This window comes from Buttiauxella agrestis ATCC 33320 (assembly GCF_000735355.1).
Taxonomy (GTDB): Bacteria; Pseudomonadota; Gammaproteobacteria; order Enterobacterales; family Enterobacteriaceae; genus Buttiauxella; species Buttiauxella agrestis.
The window spans coordinates 237,912-252,428 of the sequence record NZ_JMPI01000030.1 but is presented as its reverse complement, the minus strand read 5'-3'; the positions used below and the strand labels follow the sequence as shown (position 1 = coordinate 252,428).

Sequence of the window (14,517 nt, the reverse complement as noted above, 5' to 3'; positions counted from 1 at the left end):
TCAAAACTTGATAGCCCTGGCGTTTTGCCTGGGCTTATTAAGTTAATGATTTAAACGTGTTAGTCTGCCGTCTCAACGACGGAGAATAATATGAATATCACCGACAAAGAACTTTACGATGAGATGTGCAGGGTTGTTGGAAAGGTTGTGCTTGAAATGCGTGACCTGGGCCAGGAACCGAAACACGTTGTGATTGCAGGTGTGGTCAGAGCAATGTCTGCCAATAGCAAAATTCAACGTTCACCGCTGACAAATGCGGCGATGAGCGAAGTGATTCGCGCACTCGGGTTTGCTTCAAAATAAATAAGGCCACATTTTGTGGCCTTTCAGGTTCTTACGGCTTACGTGCAACCAACACCGCACGTAGCGGGGCAGGGTAGCCTTCGACGGTTTTGCGTGGATCATTCGGGTCGAGGAAATCGGCCAATGATTCCGTCGTCAACCAGCTTGTGCGGCGCTGCTCTTCGCTTGTGGTATAGCAATGATCCACAATTCTCACATCAACGAAGCCGCACTTTTCCAGCCAGTTTTTCAACGCTAACGCCGACGGAATGTAATACACATTACGCATTTGCGCATAACGGTCACCCGGCACCAGCACAGTATTTTCGTCGCCTTCGACAACCAACGTTTCCAGTACCAGTTCGCCATCTTTCACCAGTTGGTTTTTCAGCTGATAAAGATGATCAAGCGGAGAACGGCGGTGGTAGAGCACGCCCATCGAGAACACCGTATCAAAGATATTCAGCTCAGGAAGTTGCTCAATACCCAGCGGCAAAACATGCGCACGTTGGTCATTACCCAGCAATTTACGCACGGCTTCAAACTGGCAAACGAACAACTGCATCGGGTCGATACCCACCGCCAGATGCGCACCCGCGCCAATCATGCGCCACAGGTGATAACCGCTACCGCAGCCAACATCCAGAATAGTGCGCCCGGCGAGCGGGGAAATGTGCGGCAGAACGCGGTCCCATTTCAGGTCAGAACGCCATTCCGTGTCGATATCTACACCGTAGAGCGAATACGGCCCTTTACGCCACGGCATCAGGTTGCGCAGCAGTTTTTCGATGCCCAGGCGTTGACCTTCGCTCAGTGGGGCTTCTGATTCCGCCGTCACGCTATGCAATAAATCCAGACGATACGGCGCAAGTTCAGGCAGGTATTCAACGGTGTTGTACCAATGTTTGAACTGTCCGTGCAGATTCTCGCGCTGCCAGGTGGCAATTTGCGCAGGCAACGTTTCTAGCCACGGAGCCAGCGGGCTTTTCGCGATAAGCTGATAAAAATTACCAAAGTCGATCATGCAGATGTTCCTGATTTCAGTGCAACCAAAGAGCCAAAGTTAAAGCACTGGAACCATAATTCTGCGTGGTCAAATCCGGCTTGTTTGAGGCGTTGTTTATGAGTTTCGACGGAGTCGGTGAGCATGACGTTTTCCAGCATGCTGCGTTTTTGGCTGATTTCCAGCTCGCTATAACCGTTCGCGCGTTTAAAATCGTGGTGCATATTGAACAGCAGATCACCGACTTCACCATCTTCAAAGCTGAATTTCTCAGACAGCACCAGCGCGCCACCCGGATTCAGGCCTTGATAGATTTTTTCCAGCAGCAGTTTACGGTCGTCTGGTTCAAGGAATTGCAGGGTGAAGTTCAGCACTACCATTGACGCATTTTCGATAACGATATCGCGGATATCACCTTCGATAACGTCCACCGGCGTTTGCGCTTTAAACGCGTCGAGATGACGACGGCAGCGTTCAACCATAGCCGGTGAGTTGTCTACCGCGATAATTTTGCAGTTGTCATGATGAATGTTGCGACGCACCGACAAGGTTGCCGCGCCAAGGGAACAGCCGAGATCATAGACCTGGCTACCCGGTGCCACAAAGCGCTCCGCCAGCATGCCAATCATCGAAATAATGTTGGAATAGCCGGGCACCGAACGTTGAATCATATCGGGGAAAACTTCTGCTACACGTTCATCAAAAGTCCAGTCACCTAATTTGGCGATGGGGGCGGAAAACAGCGTATCGCGGTCAGACATAATGTTAAATCCGGAAATTCGAAATTTCGAAAGGGGCATATTTTGCGTTAATGCAGCGAGAAAACCAACTCCCATGGCATATACCACAGGTTAGCCAGCACCATCAGCAGCAAAGAACACCAGGTGGCACTCATGCCAGAACGACGCCAGGCTATTAAACGATGATGAAAACCATAAGCATGCATCAGGCGCCCGGCAATCAGCATAAGCCCGCAAATATGCACCATCCAGGTTTCGGCACCGTTCATTTCCATCAGCAATAAAAGTAGCAATGCCACCGGGATATATTCCACGGCATTACCATGAATTCGAATCGCGCTCTGAAGTTCGCTAAAACCGCCATCGCCATATGAGACGCGGTACTGCAAACGCATACGAACAACATCAAACGAGAACTTAATCAGCAACAAAGCACCCAAAACGGCATAGAGCGCGCTTACCATACTCACATCCTATAGAGATAGTTCCAGCACGCCTATGATAGCAGCGCGAACCATATGCTGTCGCTACCCCTAAAATAGGGAGTTTTGTTTTGGAATTGCCGGTTCGTTACCCAGTTCAGAGAAGGCGAGTTGCAGCCCTGGCCATAATGTATGAACCAGGTCCTGCACCAGCCCGATATCTGGCGTGTGTAAAAAGAGGTATGGCGTGGTGGTCTGTTCCCACTTTGGCAAGGTTTTAATCCAGGCGTTAAAGAACGTCAGATTCTGCTCCATATCGTCGCTGCCGATGAATCGCACCATGGGATTTTTGGCCGTCACGAGTGCGTGAACCGGAACTATAGGCTTTTTGCGTTGCGCTTCACGAATGGCTTCATTGTGAGGCTTTGCACTGTGAACCGGGCGACTATCAAGAATGACTCGGTTTACACCACGTTCATGCAGGCCACGATTAAGTGCTTGCTCATCAGCACTTTTATCGAAGAAAGAAGGGTGGCGAACTTCAACGCCATAGGTGAAATCTTTTGGCAACGAATCGAGGAAATTCCACAACGCGGGTAAGTCAGAAGGCCCAAAGGTAGCCGGAAGCTGCAACCAGTATTGCCCGATGCGGTTTGCCAGTGGCGACATGCGCTCGAGAAATTCCGCCGTTAAATCTCCACACTGGCGTAAGGCTGCATTGTGGGAAATCGTCGCCGGAAATTTAAAGCAGAAGCGGAAATCATCGGAGGTCATCTCGCGCCAGCGCGACACAATCTCCGCTTTAGGTAGTGCATAAAGCGTGGTGTTGCCTTCCACACAATTAAAATGGCGAGCGTAATCTTCAAGAGAAGTTATGCCAAGGCGCACCCAATGCGGATGCGACCATTGTGGAAGGCCAACGTAGATCACAGCGCTGCAATGACCTCTTCGGTGCTACGAACGCGACCAATACGCGGGAAGATATTCGTCATGCTGCCCTGATGTTGTTCGCTGCTGGCGGCGCTACACGCATCTTCGGCAATGACCAGGTTAAAGCCCAGTTCCCACGCGTTACGCGCGGTGGACTCCACACCGATGTTAGTCGAAATCCCACATAGCACGATGGTGTCGATACCACGGCGGCGCAGTTGAAGCTCGAGGTCGGTGCCGTAAAACGCGCCCCACTGGCGTTTAGTCACTTCAATATCACTGTCTTTTTTACCTAAAGCCTGCGGATAAACCCACCAGTTGTCAGGCAAAGAATGTGCGCCAGCCTGCGCATCAACCGGCTGCTTGAGCGCTTCGGCAAAATCTTTAGACCAGCCCACGCGTACCATAATCACCGGCGCACCATTTGCGCGGAATTTCTCTGCCAGTTTGGCTGAACGAGCCACCACGTCCTGTGCACTGTGCGGACCGCCCGCAAATGGCAGGATGCCTTCCTGCAAATCAATAACGACGAGTGCGGTTTTGGAAGTATTCAGTTCTAACATGAGGTGACTCCGGGTCAAAATAAGGTTATCGCGTAATACCTTACGACGGAACAGGAGCGCGATAGTTTACAAATTTTGTTAATTTTTGTGAGAATAAGCTAAACGAGGCGCATTGAAACGATGCTGACCCATGTATCGGGCTTATCGTGGAGCATTATTTCCAGTATAATAGCCCCCTTTTTTCAACTATATCTGACTGACAAAAAATAGTGGCCACCGATAAAAAAGTGAGCGGCTAATTTAAGGGATATCTCATGCGTACAGTATATTGCGGGCAGCTCAATCAATCCCATGTGGGACAACAAGTAACACTGTGTGGTTGGGTCAATCGTCGTCGTGACCTCGGTAGCCTTATCTTTATTGATATGCGCGATCGCGAAGGCATCGTGCAGGTGTTTTTCGACCCGGATCGTCAGGATGCGTTCCAGCTTGCTTCCGAACTGCGTAATGAGTTCTGCATCCAAATCACCGGTACCGTTCGCCCGCGTGATGAAAAAAACATCAATAAAGATATGGCAACGGGTGCGGTAGAAGTCTTCGCCACCGATTTGACCATCATCAACCGTTCCGAAGCGCTGCCGCTGGACTCTAACCACGTCAACACTGAAGAAGCGCGGTTGAAATTCCGTTACCTGGATCTGCGTCGCCCTGAAATGGCGAACCGCCTGAAGACCCGTGCGAAAATCACCAGCTTCGTGCGCCGCTTTATGGATGACCACGGTTTCCTGGATATCGAAACCCCAATGCTGACCAAAGCCACGCCGGAAGGTGCGCGTGACTACCTGGTGCCGAGCCGTGTGCATAAAGGTAAATTCTACGCGTTGCCGCAATCCCCTCAGCTGTTCAAACAGCTGCTGATGATGTCCGGTTTTGACCGTTACTATCAGATTGTTAAGTGCTTCCGCGATGAAGACTTACGTGCTGACCGTCAGCCTGAGTTTACTCAAATCGACGTCGAAACATCCTTCATGACCGCGCCACAAGTGCGTGAAGTGATGGAAAAACTGGTGCGCGATCTGTGGCTGGATGTGAAAAACGTCGATCTGGGCGATTTCCCAATCATGACTTTCGCAGAAGCGGAGCGTCGTTACGGTTCAGACAAACCCGATTTGCGTAACCCAATGGAGCTGGTGGACGTTGCTGACCTGCTCAAAGACGTTGAGTTTAAAGTCTTCGCGGGCCCGGCAAATGATGCTAAAGGCCGCGTTGCAGCGCTGCGAGTGCCAGGTGGCGCACAGTTAAGCCGTAAACAGATTGACGACTACGGCAAGTTCATTGAAATTTACGGCGCGAAAGGGCTGGCTTACATCAAAGTGAACGAGCGTGCGAAAGGCATCGAAGGCATCACTAGCCCTGTGGCTAAGTTCCTGAATGCTGAAATCGTTGAAGCTATTCTGGAGCGTACTGGTGCGCAAGATGGCGACATGATCTTCTTTGGCGCAGACAACAAAAAAGTAGTTGCCGATGCACTTGGCGCATTACGCCTGAAAATCGGTAAAGATCTGAGCATCACCGATGAAAAAGCATGGGCACCACTGTGGGTTATCGACTTCCCTATGTTTGAAGACAACGGCGAAGGCGGCCTGACCGCAATGCACCACCCGTTCACTGCCCCGAAAGATATGTCCCCGGAAGAACTGGCGGCAGATCCAGAAGCGGCTGTGGCAAACGCCTACGATATGGTTATCAACGGTTACGAAGTTGGCGGCGGTTCCGTGCGTATCCACAACGGCCAGATGCAACAGACTGTGTTCGGCATTCTGGGTATCACGGAAGAAGACCAGCGCGAAAAGTTTGGCTTCCTGCTTGATGCCCTGAAATACGGTACACCGCCACACGCGGGCCTGGCGTTTGGTCTGGATCGTCTGACTATGCTGTTGACCGGCACCGACAACATCCGTGATGTTATCGCGTTCCCTAAAACTACCGCAGCAGCGTGTCTGATGACCGAAGCACCAAGCTTCGCCAACCCAACAGCGCTGGCTGAACTGGGTGTGGCAGTGATTAAAAAGGCTGAGAAAGAATAAATGGCCTTTAAGCCTCCCGTTTCGGTGTTAGTGGTCATTTATGCTCAAGACACCGGACGGGTGCTCATGTTACAGCGGCGCGACGATCCTGAATTCTGGCAGTCGGTTACCGGCAGCATAGAAGAGGGTGAAACCGCGCTGTATGCCGCGCAGCGTGAAGTAAAGGAAGAGGTCGATATCGACGTTGAGTCAGAGCATCTGACCTTGAATGACTGCCAACGCTGCGTGGAATTCGAGATTTTTACACATTTGCGTCATCGCTATGCGCCGGGCATTACGCGCAACACAGAATATTGGTTCTGTCTTGCGCTGCCAAACGAACGCCAGATAACCATTTCGGAACATCTGGCCTGGGAATGGACTGACGCACCAGCTGCGGCGGCTATGACTAAGTCGTGGAGCAACCGGCAGGCGATTGAAGAGTTTGTAATTAATGCTGCCGCCAGGTAGCCATTTTGGAGATATTTTTATGGCAGGTCATAGTAAGTGGGCCAACACAAAGCACCGCAAAGCTGCGCAGGATTCCAAACGCGGTAAAATTTTCACCAAAATTATCCGTGAGCTGGTAACAGCAGCCCGTCTGGGCGGTGGTGATCCGGGTTCTAACCCGCGTCTGCGTGCAGCGATTGATAAAGCGTTATCCAACAACATGACGCGTGACACCTTAAACCGTGCGATCGCACGTGGTGTGGGTGGCGATGAAGATACCAACATGGAAACCATCATCTATGAAGGTTACGGTCCGGGTGGTTCTGCGGTCATGGTTGAATGTCTGAGTGACAACCGTAACCGTACCGTGGCGGAAGTGCGCCATGCGTTCAATAAATGTGGCGGCAACCTGGGAACTGACGGTTCTGTGGCTTATCTGTTCACCAAAAAAGGCGTTATCTCTTATGCCCCAGGCAAAGATGAAGACACCGTGATGGAAGCGGCGCTGGAAGCGGGTGCTGAAGATGTTGTCTCTTATGACGACGGCGCAATTGACGTGTTCACCGCGTGGGAAGAAATGGGTGCGGTACGTGACGCGCTTGAAGCCGCAGGCCTGAAAGCCGACGAAGCAGAAATTTCTATGATCCCATCTACCAAAGCGGATATGGATGCAGAAACTGCACCGAAACTGATGCGCCTTATCGACATGTTGGAAGACTGTGATGACGTGCAAGAGGTTTATCACAACGGCGAGATCTCTGACGAGGTTGCGGCAACTCTGTAATGGCGATCATTCTCGGTATTGACCCGGGATCGCGCGTCACCGGTTATGGCGTTATTCGCCAGACCGGGCGGCAGCTAACCTATTTGGGTAGCGGCTGTATCCGTACTCAGGTGACCGACTTACCCTCGCGTTTGAAGCTTATCTACGCGGGGGTGAGCGAAATTATTACCCAGTTCCAGCCCGAGTATTTCGCCATCGAATCGGTATTTATGGCGAAAAATGCAGATTCTGCTTTGAAACTCGGTCAGGCTCGTGGGGCCGCGATTGTCGCCGCCGTAAACCATGATTTGCCGGTGTTTGAGTATGCCGCCCGTCAGGTAAAACAGACGGTGGTGGGCATCGGTAGTGCGGAGAAAAGCCAGGTGCAACATATGGTGCGCACCTTGCTAAAACTCTCCGCCAACCCGCAAGCGGATGCCGCCGATGCGCTGGCAATTGCTATCACGCATTGCCACGTGACGCAGAACTCGATGCAGATGAGCGATACGCGGCTTAATTTGTCGCGGGGACGATTAAAATAAATATGGCTGGATATTCATCCAGCCTTTTTTATATGATAAGCAAAATTTTTGGCATAACCGCTAAACGCAGGAGCATATTGTGATTGGTCGACTCAGAGGCATCATCCTTGAAAAACAGCCGCCGCTGGTACTTATGGAAGTCGGTGGCGTGGGGTACGAAGTCCATATGCCGATGACCTGTTTCTATGAACTCCCGGAAATCGGTAAAGAAGCGGTGGTGTTTACCCAGTTTGTGGTGCGTGAAGACGCGCAGTTGCTCTACGGTTTCAATAACAAACAAGAACGCACGCTGTTCCGCGAGCTGATTAAAGTCAATGGCGTCGGCCCGAAACTGGCACTCGCTATTCTTTCTGGTATGTCGGCACAACAGTTTGTGAACGCCGTCGAGCGTGAAGAGATTGGCTCGCTGGTTAAGCTGCCTGGTGTGGGTAAGAAGACCGCCGAGCGCTTAATTGTTGAGATGAAAGACCGCTTCAAAGGCATGCATGGCGATCTGTTTACCCCGGCATCAGATCTGGTATTGACTGCGCCGGAAAGTGGAGTTACTGACGACGCTGAACAGGAAGCAGTTGCCGCACTGGTATCGCTGGGCTATAAACCACAAGAAGCGAGTCGTATGGTGAGCAAAGTAGGCAAAGCGGGTGCCGATTGTGAAACCCTGATCCGCGAAGCGCTCCGTGCCGCACTTTGAAGCCCCTGAGGTAGATGAAGGATGATTGAAGCAGACCGTCTGGTATCGCCAGACACCATCACCCCTGATGAGTTAATTGACCGCGCAATTCGCCCGCGTTTCCTGGCGGATTATGTCGGCCAGTCGCAGGTCACATCGCAAATGGAGATTTTCATCCAGGCGGCGAAATTGCGTGGGGATGCGCTCGATCATCTGTTAATTTTCGGCCCGCCAGGGTTGGGTAAAACCACGCTGGCGAATATTGTCGCCAACGAAATGGGTGTGAATCTGCGCACCACTTCCGGCCCGGTGCTGGAAAAAGCAGGGGATTTGGCAGCCATGCTGACCAATCTTGAACCCCATGACGTTCTCTTTATCGATGAAATCCACCGTTTATCGCCCGTTGTTGAAGAAGTGCTGTATCCAGCAATGGAAGATTATCAGCTCGATATCATGATTGGTGAAGGCCCAGCGGCACGTTCTATTAAAATTGATTTGCCGCCCTTTACCCTGATTGGCGCAACGACGCGCGCTGGTTCTCTGACTTCGCCACTGCGTGACCGTTTCGGCATTGTGCAGCGTCTGGAGTTTTACCAGGTCGCTGATTTGCAGCACATTGTAGGCCGCAGCGCGAGTGTACTGGGGCTTGAGATGAGCGAAGAGGGCGCATTCGAAGTGGCGAAACGAGCGCGTGGTACACCGCGTATTGCTAACCGCTTATTGCGCCGCGTACGTGATTTTTCGGAAGTCAGACACGATGGCACCATTAATGGTGAGATTGCTTCACAAGCGTTAGATATGCTGAACGTGGATACCGAAGGGTTTGACTATATGGACCGCAAGTTATTGCTGGCGGTAATAGACAAGTTCCTCGGTGGCCCGGTTGGGCTGGATAACCTTGCGGCGGCAATTGGGGAAGAACGGGAAACCATCGAAGATGTGCTGGAGCCATTTTTGATTCAGCAGGGCTTTCTGCAACGCACTCCTCGTGGCCGAATGGCAACACCAAGAGCATGGACTCACTTCGGGATTGTACCGCCCGCGTTACCATGAATCCCCATCTCCTTCTCCCTCAGGGAGAAGGTTGGGATGAGGGTTGTTTTAAGCCGCTTGCTTCTTCGCCATACTCAACACAAACAACACCGCCGAACTCAGCACGACTGAAGGCCCGGCGGGCGTGTCATAAAATGCTGAAAACGTCAGTCCGCCCGTGACTGAGAGCATACCGATAATCACGGCAAAACCCGCCATTTGCTCTGGTGTACGCGCAAAGCGGCGTGCGGTTGCCGCCGGAATAATCAGCAGGGAAGTGATGATCAGCGCACCGACAAATTTCATCGCCACACCGATAGTTAGCGCCGTTACCAGCATCAACAGCATCTTCACGCGTTGCAGATTAACCCCATCAACATGGGCCAGATCCGGGCTGATGGTCATCGACAATAGATTACGCCACTGCCAGAGAAGCACGCCAACGACCACGGCGACGCCCAAAGCAATAGAAATAATATCGGGCATTGTCACGGAGAGCAGATCGCCAAACAGATACGCCATCAAATCGACGCGTACGTTTGACATTAAGCTGACAACCACCAGGCCAAGAGAAAGCGCACTGTGCGCCATAATGCCCAGCAACGTATCCAGTGCCAGATGCGGGCGCTTCTCAAGCCACACCAAACCCAGAGCCAACATTAAGGTCACGGCAATTACCGCATAAAACGGATTGATATTGAGTAGCAGACCAAATGCCACGCCTAACAACGAAGCGTGGGCGAGGGTATCGCCAAAGTAGGACATCCTGCGCCAGACAACAAACGAGCCTAATGGCCCCGCGGCACACGCCAGCAAAATCCCGGCAAGCCAGCCGGGCAACAACAATTCAATCATGGCTGGCCATTTCCTCTGCGCAAAACAATACGTCCTGTAAGATCGTGACGGTGATTGTGGTGGTGACGGTAAATCCCTAATTGCTCAGCACCGCGCGCACCAAACATCGAAATAAATTCTGGATGCATCGACACCACTTCCGGAGTGCCAGAGCAGCAAATGTGGTGGTTGAGACACAACACATCATCCGTTTTTGCCATTACTAAATGCAGGTCGTGGGAAACCATCATCACTGCGCAATTCAGCTCCTGACGCAGCTGATCAATCAGGTTGTACAGTGCCAGTTGGCCGTTAACATCAACACCCTGGGTGGGTTCATCCAGCACCAGTAACTGCGGCTGATTTAACAATGCACGGGCCAGCAGAACGCGTTGGTTCTCACCACCGGAAAGCTTTTGCATTGGGGCTTCAATCAGGTGAGCTGCCTGAACGCGTTTAAGCGCGGGCAAAATATCTGCATTTTTTACGCCAGGGCGTAAACGCATAAATCGACTCACCGTTAGCGGCAGCGTGGTATCGAGATGCAGTTTTTGCGGCACATAACCAATTCGCAAATCGCGGTCTCGCTTGATAACACCTTCATCAGGTGCTACCAGACCCAGCACCACGCGAACCAGCGTTGATTTTCCTGCACCATTTGGCCCCAGCAGCGTTAAAATTCTGCCAGGTTTGAGATCGAGCGAAATATCAGACAGCACGCGGCGTTGTCCGAATGAAACAGAGATATTTTCCAGTGATACCAGATTTGTCATGACAATTTCAGGGGTTGCAGAAGTTAGCGGATGTTATAATATCACACATCTCACATTCATAACGATGAAAAGTCGCATTATGTTACATAAAAACTCATTTCTTTGCGCAGCTTTAACAACTGCATTTTTGGGTGCCGCAGCCGTCCCGGCGCAGGCCGCTGTTGTTGCCTCTATCAAGCCATTAGGATTTATTGCTGCGGCAATCGCAGATGGCGTCACGCCAACTGAAGTTTTGCTGCCAGACGGTGCTTCTGAGCATGATTATGCACTTCGTCCATCTGATGTAAAACGCTTACAAAGCGCGGACTTAGTGGTGTGGGTCGGCCCAGAAATGGAAGCCTTCATGCAGAAGTCAGTCAGCCAATTAGCTGAACAAAAACAAGTGCAACTGGCGGCTTTGCCAGGCGTGAAACCGTTGCTCATGAAAGGCGACGACGATGATGACCACGGCCATGAAGGCCATGACCATTCAGCCGAAAATAGTGACGAAGATCACCATCACGGTGAATACAACATGCATATTTGGCTTTCCCCAGAGGTAGCGCGGCTGTCGGCGGTTGCAATCCACGATAAATTAGTGGAACTTATGCCCCAAAATAGAGCCAAACTAGACGCCAACTTGCAGACTTTCGAGCTAGGATTAGCCAACATCGATAAGCAAGTTGGTAGCGTGCTCGCACCGCTCAAAGGAAAAGGGTATTTCGTTTTTCACGACGCTTATGGCTACTTTGAAAAACATTACGGTCTAACGCCGCTTGGCCATTTTACCGTAAACCCTGAAATTCAGCCCGGTGCGCAGCGTTTACATGACATCAGAACACAGTTGGTTGAGCAAAAAGCCGTATGCGTTTTTGCTGAACCGCAATTCAGGCCAGCCGTCATCAATGCCGTTGCCCGTGGCACTAACGTTCGTTCCGGAACGCTGGACCCGCTGGGGATTGAGGTTAAGCTCGGCAAAGACAGCTATATGCAGTTTTTGAACGGGCTTGCGAATCAGTATGCGAGCTGCCTGAAAGGAGAATAGTGAGGAAGTGAATACGTGCAACAGATAGCCCGCTCTGTCGCCCTGGCATTCGACAATTTGTCCCGGCCCCATCGCGTTATGCTGGGGTCTCTTACAGTTCTTACACTTGCGGTCGCTGTCTGGCGACCGTACGTCTATCACCCTGAAGCCAGCCCCGTTATCAAAACCATTGAGCTTGAGAAAAACGAGATTCGTTCGTTACTTCCTGAAGCCAGTGAACCGCTTGATCAGTCCCCGGACGCCGAAGATGACACCATCCCTCAAGATGAACTCGATGATAAAACAGCGGGTGAAACCGGTGTTCATGAGTATGTCGTCTCCACAGGGGATACGCTCAGCAGCATTCTAAACCAGTACGGCATTGATATGGGCGATATCGGCCAGCTTGCCGCAGTGGATAAAGACCTGCGTAATCTGAAAATTGGCCAACAAATTTCCTGGACGCTTAACGATAACGGCGAATTACAGCGCATGACGTGGGAAATGTCGCGTCGTGAAACCCGTACTTACGACCGTTCAGGCAGCACTTTCAAACTCAGCAGCGAAATGCAGCAAGGCGAGTGGGTTAACAATGTGCTCAAAGGCACGGTTGGCGGCAGTTTTGTCAGCAGTGCGAAAAACGCCGGTTTAACCAGTGCTGAAATCAGCGCGGTTATCAAAGCTATGCAATGGCAGATGGATTTCCGCAAACTGAAAAAAGGCGATGAATTCTCTGTCCTCATGTCACGTGAAATGCTTGATGGAAAGCGTGAGCAAAGCCAACTGGTTGGTGTGCGTTTGCGTAGCAGTGGTAAAGATTATTACGCCATTCGTGCGGAAGACGGTAAATTCTACGACCGTAATGGTTCCGGACTGGCCAAAGGCTTTATGCGTTTCCCAACGGCCAAGCAGTTCCGTATCTCGTCAAACTTTAACCCGCGTCGCCTCAACCCGGTAACGGGCCGTGTGGCTCCGCACAAGGGTGTCGATTTTGCGATGCCTCAGGGTACGCCAGTGCTGTCAGTGGGTGATGGCGAAGTGGTGATGGCAAAACGCAGCGGCGCTGCCGGTTATTTTGTTGCTATCCGTCACGGTCGCACTTATACCACGCGTTACATGCACCTGAAGAAACTGCTGGTTCAGCCTGGTCAGAAAGTTAAACGTGGTGATCGTATCGCGCTTTCGGGGAATACCGGGCGTTCAACCGGGCCACATTTGCACTACGAAGTGTGGGTTAACCAGCAGGCAGTCAATCCATTAACCGCGAAACTACCACGTACCGAAGGGCTAACCGGTTCAGATCGTAGTGATTACCTGGCGCAGGTTCGTGAAGTTACACCGCAGCTTAGATTCAATTAATTAAGCTGTGTGAAAAAAGCCGGTACTCAGTGACCGGCTTTTTCTTTGTCTGATGGGCATTACCCCGCTAATATACTTACAAATTCATGTCATCAATGATTTGATGCTGTACTGAGAATATGCATGGAAAAAGCAAAAAAAAGTCACAGTGAGTTCATTCCAGAATTTCAAAAAGCCTTCTTGCATCCGAAATTTTGGGGCGCCTGGTTAGGCGTTGGCGCGTTCGCTGGACTGGCAATGTTACCGCCTTCGTTACGCGATCCTCTGCTGGGTAAAGTAGGGCGTCTTGCCGGACGCTTCGGGAAAAGTGCCCGCCGTCGCGCGCAAATTAATTTATTGTATTGCTTCCCTGATATGCCTGAAGCAGAGCGTGAAGCGGTCATCGACGAGATGTTTGCCACCGCCCCGCAGGCGATGGTGATGATGGCGGAGCTGGCGATTAAAGGCCCGCAAAAAATCATGACGCGTGTTGACTGGCACGGTTTAGAGATTATCGAAGAGATAAAACAGCGGGAAGAAAACGTTATTTTCCTCGTTCCGCATGGTTGGGCCGTAGACATCCCCGCGATGTTATTGGCGTCCCAGGGCCAAAAAATGGCGGCGATGTTCCATAACCAGGGCAACCCGCTTTTTGACTATATGTGGAATACCGTGCGCCGCCGTTTTGGTGGACGTTTGCACGCGCGTAACGATGGGATTAAGCCGTTTATTAGCTCGGTGCGCCAGGGATACTGGGGTTATTATCTCCCCGATCAGGATCATGGCGCGGAGCACAGCGAATTTGTGGATTTCTTCGGGACATACAAAGCAACACTGCCAGCAATTGGCCGCTTAATGAAAGTCTCGCGCGCGCGGGTTGTGCCACTTTTCCCGGTATACAACGGGAAAACGCATCGTCTGGATATTTATATTCGCCCGCCGATGGACGATTTACTTGAAGCCGATGACAACACCATTGCCCGGCGCATGAACGAAGAAGTCGAAATTTTAGTGGGGCCAAATCTTGAGCAGTACACCTGGATTTTAAAGCTGCTTAAAACGCGCAAAGAGGGGGAGACCGAACCCTACCAGCGTAAAGAGTTGTATCCTAAGAAATAAAGAATAAGAAATGATAAAGGGGCCAATCGGCCCCTTTTACTTTTATG

Annotated in this window: 17 protein-coding genes; 10 read left to right on the top strand and 7 right to left on the bottom strand. The window is 51.3% G+C overall.

Annotated elements, in window-relative coordinates; translation table 11 throughout:
* The first annotated feature begins 90 nt into the window (after positions 1–90).
* Positions 91–303: a fumarate hydratase FumD gene (fumD, locus tag GBAG_RS11455; RefSeq protein ID WP_034496024.1), complete on the top strand. Its 213-nt coding sequence runs from the start codon at positions 91–93 to the stop codon at positions 301–303.
* Between the two features lie 31 nt (positions 304–334).
* Here the strand turns inward: fumD and cmoB are convergent, their stop codons facing one another.
* The 5 genes from cmoB to GBAG_RS11430 all read right to left on the bottom strand — a co-directional run bounded on the left by cmoB (position 335) and on the right by GBAG_RS11430 (position 3,940).
* Complete coding sequence (cmoB, locus tag GBAG_RS11450) at positions 335–1,306, bottom strand: tRNA 5-methoxyuridine(34)/uridine 5-oxyacetic acid(34) synthase CmoB (protein WP_034496023.1); 972 nt, start codon at positions 1,304–1,306, stop codon at positions 335–337.
* A complete protein-coding gene (cmoA, locus tag GBAG_RS11445) occupies positions 1,303–2,046 on the bottom strand; it encodes a carboxy-S-adenosyl-L-methionine synthase CmoA (protein WP_034496021.1) in 744 nt (247 codons plus the stop codon). Before cmoA ends, cmoB begins: the two co-directional genes overlap by 4 nt.
* A gap of 47 nt (positions 2,047–2,093) precedes the next feature.
* Positions 2,094–2,489, bottom strand: a complete 396-nt coding sequence (locus GBAG_RS11440; protein WP_034496020.1) for an MAPEG family protein — start codon at positions 2,487–2,489, stop codon at positions 2,094–2,096.
* A 69-nt stretch (positions 2,490–2,558) separates the two neighbouring features.
* Positions 2,559–3,377: a DUF72 domain-containing protein gene (locus GBAG_RS11435; protein ID WP_034496019.1), complete on the bottom strand. Its 819-nt coding sequence runs from the start codon at positions 3,375–3,377 to the stop codon at positions 2,559–2,561.
* Positions 3,374–3,940 carry a hydrolase gene (locus tag GBAG_RS11430; protein WP_034496017.1) on the bottom strand — a complete coding sequence of 189 codons (567 nt, stop codon included), beginning with the start codon at positions 3,938–3,940 and terminating at the stop codon, positions 3,374–3,376. Before GBAG_RS11430 ends, GBAG_RS11435 begins: the two co-directional genes overlap by 4 nt.
* 254 nt (positions 3,941–4,194) lie before the next feature.
* Between GBAG_RS11430 and aspS the strand changes: the two genes are divergently transcribed.
* From aspS to ruvB, 6 genes are all read left to right on the top strand, one after another.
* Entirely contained in the window at positions 4,195–5,967 is a 1,773-nt protein-coding gene (aspS, locus tag GBAG_RS11425) for an aspartate--tRNA ligase (RefSeq protein WP_034496015.1), read from the top strand.
* Complete coding sequence (gene nudB, locus GBAG_RS11420) at positions 5,968–6,417, top strand: dihydroneopterin triphosphate diphosphatase (RefSeq protein ID WP_034496013.1); 450 nt, start codon at positions 5,968–5,970, stop codon at positions 6,415–6,417.
* 19 nt (positions 6,418–6,436) lie between these two features.
* Positions 6,437–7,180 carry a YebC/PmpR family DNA-binding transcriptional regulator gene (locus tag GBAG_RS11415; RefSeq protein WP_034496310.1) on the top strand — a complete coding sequence of 248 codons (744 nt, stop codon included), beginning with the start codon at positions 6,437–6,439 and terminating at the stop codon, positions 7,178–7,180.
* Positions 7,180–7,701, top strand: a complete 522-nt coding sequence (gene ruvC / locus GBAG_RS11410) for a crossover junction endodeoxyribonuclease RuvC (protein ID WP_034496011.1) — start codon at positions 7,180–7,182, stop codon at positions 7,699–7,701. Before GBAG_RS11415 ends, ruvC begins: the two co-directional genes overlap by 1 nt.
* Before the next feature lie 79 nt (positions 7,702–7,780).
* Positions 7,781–8,392: a Holliday junction branch migration protein RuvA gene (ruvA, locus tag GBAG_RS11405; RefSeq protein WP_034496009.1), complete on the top strand. Its 612-nt coding sequence runs from the start codon at positions 7,781–7,783 to the stop codon at positions 8,390–8,392.
* Between the two features lie 21 nt (positions 8,393–8,413).
* On the top strand, positions 8,414–9,424 hold the full coding sequence (gene ruvB, locus GBAG_RS11400) for a Holliday junction branch migration DNA helicase RuvB (RefSeq protein ID WP_034496006.1): 1,011 nt from the start codon (positions 8,414–8,416) through the stop codon (positions 9,422–9,424).
* Positions 9,425–9,472: 48 nt separating this feature from the next.
* Here ruvB and znuB read toward each other — a convergent pair whose 3' ends face one another.
* Positions 9,473–10,258 (bottom strand): zinc ABC transporter permease subunit ZnuB, encoded by a 786-nt coding sequence (gene znuB, locus GBAG_RS11395; RefSeq protein WP_034496005.1) that lies wholly within the window; start codon positions 10,256–10,258, stop codon positions 9,473–9,475.
* The gene (gene znuC / locus GBAG_RS11390) at positions 10,255–11,010 is read right to left on the bottom strand and encodes a zinc ABC transporter ATP-binding protein ZnuC (RefSeq protein ID WP_034496003.1); all 756 of its coding nucleotides are present in this window, start codon (positions 11,008–11,010) and stop codon (positions 10,255–10,257) included. The genes znuB and znuC overlap by 4 nt, the downstream gene beginning before the upstream one ends.
* Before the next feature lie 79 nt (positions 11,011–11,089).
* On the opposite strand from znuC, the gene znuA reads away from it, so the two are divergent.
* From znuA to lpxM, 3 genes are all read left to right on the top strand, one after another.
* Positions 11,090–12,034 carry a zinc ABC transporter substrate-binding protein ZnuA gene (gene znuA, locus GBAG_RS11385; RefSeq protein ID WP_034496307.1) on the top strand — a complete coding sequence of 315 codons (945 nt, stop codon included), beginning with the start codon at positions 11,090–11,092 and terminating at the stop codon, positions 12,032–12,034.
* Positions 12,035–12,049: 15 nt separating this feature from the next.
* Positions 12,050–13,372 carry a murein DD-endopeptidase MepM gene (gene mepM, locus GBAG_RS11380; protein WP_072011171.1) on the top strand — a complete coding sequence of 441 codons (1,323 nt, stop codon included), beginning with the start codon at positions 12,050–12,052 and terminating at the stop codon, positions 13,370–13,372.
* Between the two features lie 123 nt (positions 13,373–13,495).
* Positions 13,496–14,470 (top strand): lauroyl-Kdo(2)-lipid IV(A) myristoyltransferase, encoded by a 975-nt coding sequence (gene lpxM / locus GBAG_RS11375; RefSeq protein WP_034496001.1) that lies wholly within the window; start codon positions 13,496–13,498, stop codon positions 14,468–14,470.
* Positions 14,471–14,517 lie beyond the last annotated feature (47 nt).

Excerpts from the sequence above, each read along its gene's own strand:
- fumD (WP_034496024.1), top strand. The coding sequence starts at position 91 with ATGAATATCACCGACAAAGAACTTTACGATGAGATGTGCAGGGTTGTT.
- cmoB (WP_034496023.1), bottom strand. The coding sequence starts at position 1,306 with ATGATCGACTTTGGTAATTTTTATCAGCTTATCGCGAAAAGCCCGCTG.
- cmoA (WP_034496021.1), bottom strand. The coding sequence starts at position 2,046 with ATGTCTGACCGCGATACGCTGTTTTCCGCCCCCATCGCCAAATTAGGT.
- GBAG_RS11440 (WP_034496020.1), bottom strand. The coding sequence starts at position 2,489 with ATGGTAAGCGCGCTCTATGCCGTTTTGGGTGCTTTGTTGCTGATTAAG.
- GBAG_RS11430 (WP_034496017.1), bottom strand. The coding sequence starts at position 3,940 with ATGTTAGAACTGAATACTTCCAAAACCGCACTCGTCGTTATTGATTTG.
- aspS (WP_034496015.1), top strand. The coding sequence starts at position 4,195 with ATGCGTACAGTATATTGCGGGCAGCTCAATCAATCCCATGTGGGACAA.
- nudB (WP_034496013.1), top strand. The coding sequence starts at position 5,968 with ATGGCCTTTAAGCCTCCCGTTTCGGTGTTAGTGGTCATTTATGCTCAA.
- GBAG_RS11415 (WP_034496310.1), top strand. The coding sequence starts at position 6,437 with ATGGCAGGTCATAGTAAGTGGGCCAACACAAAGCACCGCAAAGCTGCG.
- ruvC (WP_034496011.1), top strand. The coding sequence starts at position 7,180 with ATGGCGATCATTCTCGGTATTGACCCGGGATCGCGCGTCACCGGTTAT.
- ruvB (WP_034496006.1), top strand. The coding sequence starts at position 8,414 with ATGATTGAAGCAGACCGTCTGGTATCGCCAGACACCATCACCCCTGAT.
- znuB (WP_034496005.1), bottom strand. The coding sequence starts at position 10,258 with ATGATTGAATTGTTGTTGCCCGGCTGGCTTGCCGGGATTTTGCTGGCG.
- znuC (WP_034496003.1), bottom strand. The coding sequence starts at position 11,010 with ATGACAAATCTGGTATCACTGGAAAATATCTCTGTTTCATTCGGACAA.
- znuA (WP_034496307.1), top strand. The coding sequence starts at position 11,090 with ATGTTACATAAAAACTCATTTCTTTGCGCAGCTTTAACAACTGCATTT.
- lpxM (WP_034496001.1), top strand. The coding sequence starts at position 13,496 with ATGGAAAAAGCAAAAAAAAGTCACAGTGAGTTCATTCCAGAATTTCAA.